The sequence below is a fragment of the Romboutsia sp. 13368 genome (genome assembly GCF_018336475.1).
Lineage (GTDB): Bacteria > Bacillota > Clostridia > Peptostreptococcales > Peptostreptococcaceae > Romboutsia.
In genome coordinates this window covers 802750-803282 of record NZ_CP048741.1, presented here as the reverse complement: position 1 = coordinate 803282, position 533 = coordinate 802750, and the positions used below count along the sequence as shown (strand labels likewise).

The 533-nt window shown below is 23.3% G+C and carries 2 protein-coding genes; both read right to left on the bottom strand.

Translation table 11 applies throughout. The annotated features are described in order from the left end of the window. Positions 1 to 42 precede the first annotated feature (42 nt). Complete coding sequence (locus tag G3997_RS03265) at positions 43 to 228, bottom strand: DUF1858 domain-containing protein (RefSeq protein WP_296648033.1); 186 nt, start codon at positions 226 to 228, stop codon at positions 43 to 45. Between the two features lie 15 nt (positions 229 to 243). Further along, positions 244 to 533 (bottom strand): hypothetical protein (locus tag G3997_RS03260; RefSeq protein ID WP_330616185.1); only part of this gene is annotated, 290 nt, incomplete at its 5' end.

The following is a 533-nucleotide window of genomic DNA, read 5'->3' as shown; positions in this document are numbered from 1 at the left end:
AAATAAAATTTTAGCAATATTCTTTATTAGTATATATTTAAATTATTTTTCATTTAATGCATTTAAAACTTCTTCTAAATTAAGTCCATGTACTTCACAAGCTTGTTCTATTGTTTCAACTTGTGCAGATGGACAACCTACACATCCCATACCAAATTTCATTAATATTTCTGCAGCACTTTCATTTAATCTTATTACTTCACCTATAGTATTATCTTTAGTTATCATAGTCTATCTCCTTTACTAAATATATTTTTCTTCTAAATATGTTAATATATCAATATTTTCTTTTATTATATYATAATGTTCTTCTTCATATTGAGTGCATTCTTTATCAACATTTTTTAGTACATCTTCACTTAAAGCTCTTTTAGCAAAATTAAATATTACATTATCTTCTTTGTGTATATGATTTTCTAATAATGTAGTATAAGATATAGCATTTCCTATTACATCTAACTTAGCTTCTTTGTTACCATTTTTATGTTTTTCTAAAGCATCAATTAAATTTCTAATATAAGATCTCCCTATGT